Source organism: Paenibacillus sp. OT2-17, assembly GCF_009827695.1.
GTDB classification, from domain to species: domain Bacteria; phylum Bacillota; class Bacilli; order Paenibacillales; family Paenibacillaceae; genus Paenibacillus; species Paenibacillus polymyxa_B.
On sequence record NZ_WUDQ01000343.1, the window covers coordinates 1 to 3,946 of the forward strand.

3 protein-coding genes are annotated in these 3,946 nt (G+C 45.7%); all 3 read left to right on the forward strand.

Features of this window, described 5'->3' with window-relative positions; translation table 11 throughout:
* A partial coding sequence (locus GRP75_RS20830; protein WP_160790251.1) for a BMP family lipoprotein occupies positions 1-722 on the forward strand: 722 nt, incomplete at its 5' end.
* 27 nt (positions 723-749) lie between these two features.
* Positions 750-2,414 carry a methyl-accepting chemotaxis protein gene (locus GRP75_RS20835; RefSeq protein WP_160790252.1) on the forward strand — a complete coding sequence of 555 codons (1,665 nt, stop codon included), beginning with the start codon at positions 750-752 and terminating at the stop codon, positions 2,412-2,414.
* Between the two features lie 206 nt (positions 2,415-2,620).
* A partial coding sequence (locus GRP75_RS20840) for a cache domain-containing protein (protein ID WP_202404240.1) occupies positions 2,621-3,946 on the forward strand: 1,326 nt, incomplete at its 3' end.

The following is a 3,946-nucleotide window of genomic DNA, read 5'->3' on the forward strand; positions in this document are numbered from 1 at the left end:
AAGCGGATTTAATCATTGGGCTGGGTTACATGGTGAAGGACAGTTTAGAATCTATTGCCAAAAAATATCCAGACCGTAAATTTTTAATCGTGGATGAGAAATCAGATTTACCGAATGTGGCCTCTATTAGCTTCAAAGCAGAAGAGGGCAGTTTTATGGCTGGAGTCGTTGCTGGTTTGACGAGTCGCACCGAACAGGTGGGTTTTCTCGGAGGTGCGGAATCTCCTTTGTTGAAAAAATTTGAAATTGGGTATCGCGCAGGGGTGCAATCAGTCAAGCCTAATGCCAAAGTTACTGCAACGTATGCAGGAGATTTTGGAAAGCCGGAACTGGGTACGGAAATTGCAGATGACATGATTAATCAGGATCAGATTGATGTTATCTTTGCAGCCGCAGGTCTTACGGGTGTAGGTGCGCTACAGGAAGCGCAAAAGCAGCATAAATTCGCCATCGGGGTCGATAGTGACCAGTTTTTTATTGCGGAAAAAGCGGTAGTGACCTCGATGTTTAAAAATGTAGACATTGCAATTTATACAGCAGTCAAAGGCTTTGCAGATCATCAAAGAAAATTTACGGAGAAGGATATGGTGTTTGGTCTTGCGGAAGATGGTGTAGGTTTGGCGCCTATTCGTGTCGTGACACTGAGTCCGGATCAGCAAAAGTTGTTGGATGATTTAAAGGAAAAAATCAAATCCGGCACACTGACTGTTCCCACCCAATAAATTTTCGCAAACGGAGGATGAAAGCTGATGAAACTGCAAGGTAAACTGGTGCTGAACGCGATGATTTCCTTGATCGCTTGCCTGGCTTTAGTGGCTTATATCATTTTTGAATTAATTCGTATTAACTCGCAAAGTAGTAATCTGGTTCCGGCTATGTTGAATGTACAGCAGCTCAATGCCTATTTGATTCAGTCAGGGCAGGCACTGCAAAATTATTCAGCTTCCATGACGGAGAGCAACAAAGCCGATGTGCAAAATCAACTGACTCAGTCTGAAAAGACGATTGCATTGCTTTCACAGGGCATGATGCAAACCGAAGCGCAGCAAAAGCGACTGAATACGATTAAAACAAAATTCAGCCAATTGAAAGTAGCAACGGAGAAAGCCATGAGTACCCAAAACAGCCCGGAGTCCAAGCGGGAGGCCATGCGTGCCCAAGGGATTCAGAACGATGTATTTATGCTGGATCTGCTGACCAAGGCACGTTATGACCAATACACAGAAGATTTGACCAAGAGCATTCGTTTTACATGGCAATTGGCCTTGGCAGGTGCAGTTATACTTCTGGTGGCGGTTGGGCTATATAATACATATACATCCAGGCAGCTTGCCCTTAGAACACGCAAATTAACGGATGCCGCAAAGCAAATTGCTGAGGGAAATCTGACAGTGCAGCTTGCCCAAACCAAGGGACGCGATGAGCTGGACGAGCTCAATGAATCTTTCCGGGTGATGATCGGGAACTTGCGCAGCATTGTACTCTCCATTGATCAGGCGGGTAATCGTGTCGATCTGATGGCTCGGGATATTGATCAGCATAATGAGGCCATGAAGGAAATTGTGACACAAGTCAGCACGTCAACAGAGGAACTGGCAATAGGCAGTCAGAAAATTGCTGAGGATCTGTCGTCGACAGTTGGCGTTGTGGACGAGATGCAGCAGAAGTTTGAATCGAATCTACTGGAAACCACACAATCGACCGCGTATAGTGAGGATGCTTTGCGTGTCATTGAGCAGGGTACGCGGGTCATGAGCGATCAACTGCGTATTGTTGCAGAAAATCGTTCAGCCATGTCCGAAGTGGAGCAGACGGTCAAGGAGCTGGAGGCTAATGCAGTCGAGATTACAACCATGACTGGATATGTCTCCGAAATTGCCAGCCAAACATCGCTGTTGTCCTTGAATGCTTCTATTGAGGCTGCACGTGCAGGTGAAGCAGGAAAAGGTTTTGCTGTTGTTGCCAATGAAGTGAAAAAGCTGGCGAATCAATCAGAGTCTGCTGTAAAGAAAATTTATACCGCAGTTGACGGTATCACGCAGGCTATGGATAAGGTGAAGATTTCTGTGGCGCAAAGTCAGGAGCTGTTCCGTGAGCAGGAGAAGGCAACCTCCTCAACCGGAGAATCGTTTACAGAGATTAGTGGCAAAGTGCAGCAAATTGCCGGCCAAGTCAGCAAGTTATCAACGGACATGAATGTATCGCGAGAACTGAGCGTACAGGTACAGCAAGCTATCGAAAATATCAGCGCAATCACTCAGCAATCCGCCGCAGGCAGTGAAGAGATTACGGCTTCCACGGTAGAGCAGAAGCGTTCATTTGAGGAATCGGCTGAGAAGGTAAAAGAGCTTCGTCAGATTCGCGAGGAAATGCAGCGGGAGCTAGATCGTTTTCAGGTGGAAAAGACAAGCTAAAACCTGTGAAGCAAGTATCTGTTTTTGCTGAATAATGAATACAAGCAGTGCCAAAGAAGAAGTTCTACCTTGTACAGGGAGACTTCTTCTTTTTTATATGAATGTTGTTCCTTATATTAAGTTTGAATTACATAGGCAGGGAATTCCGACTCTTGCGTCAAATAGTAATAGGGAGAATATGCCACCAGTATATGGGTCAGAGGAAGATGGACAACGAAGTCCGGAAGGATGAAGTTACGGGAATGCTGCGACTTAAGCTTCGATTGATACTGAAAAATAAACAGACAAGATTGATTCTACTGCTTACTCTGTGCGTGTCGCTTGTGATTAGCGTGATCGGCTTGCTATCGTATTCAGGATACCGTGAAGGTTTGGATACCGAGCTGAACACACCCAATATAGAATTGTTGCAAATCAATCTGGATGTGACCAATCGGGCTTTTCGTGAGTCTGATAACAAGGCGCTGGACGCAGCATATCATCCGGATGTAGAGGCTTTTGTACGTGTCCAAACGGATGGGAAATCGCTGGAAGACAAGGCCTCCGTCATAGATCGGCTTCACAAATACTTGAAAACCCTTTCTTCGCACGAAGAAATTTATTCGGTTGAAGTTATTTCTTTGGACAATCATGCTCTCGTATCCAGCAATTATGGTTACATGCCTGATTGGAAGCAGGCACCGGATACCACATGGGTTCCCTGGATTCAGGACATTCAAAAAAAGCCGTTGTTGATTAAGCGGCGATGGTATGGCACTGATCGTGAGCAGGGGACGATAGAGTTGCTTTCGCTGGCCAGGCCCATAGTAAAGAATGGTCGGGTCATGGGTGCGGTGCTAATCAATCTGGATTACGATCGTTTTTTTTCCAAACTATATATTCATTTATCCAACTCGCAATACGTGTATGATCTGGACGGCGAGTTGATCTATCCCAAGCTGAAATCGTCCTTACCCTTAAATGATATGGGCAGGATTTTGAAAGAGCTGGATGTGAGCCCCTATGCTTATGTGGAGATAGGGGACATGGAATATATGGCCAACCAAACCTTTTCAGATGTAACGGGCTGGCGTCTAGTATCGCTCGTTCCGATGGACAAGCTGCTGAAAAATGTAAAGCTGGCGCGCAATATGATGCTGTGGCTGGCCTTTATCTCCATACTGGCTGGGTGCTCAGCAGTTTACTATTACAATTATGCAGCTTTTCGCCCCATGAAAAAAATTAATAGCCTATTAAATTCGGGCAATAAGGGAACGCGCCAAGGAGGATTGTATGACCTGGAACCTGTGATTAGCAAACTGGTTGGAGAGTTTCACCGCAAATCATTGGTGGTAGAGCGAAGCCTGCCGGAGCTGCGTTCCAAATATATGGAAGATGTCATCCAGCGTAGAATGGGCATACAGGAAATGCGTATGAAATGGGAACAGTATTTTTCCGATTGGGACGGCCATTCTTTGTTTATCATGATCGTGTCCATCGACCGGTATTCTGCGTGGTCCGCAAGCTTTCCAGAAGAGGATAAAATGCTACTC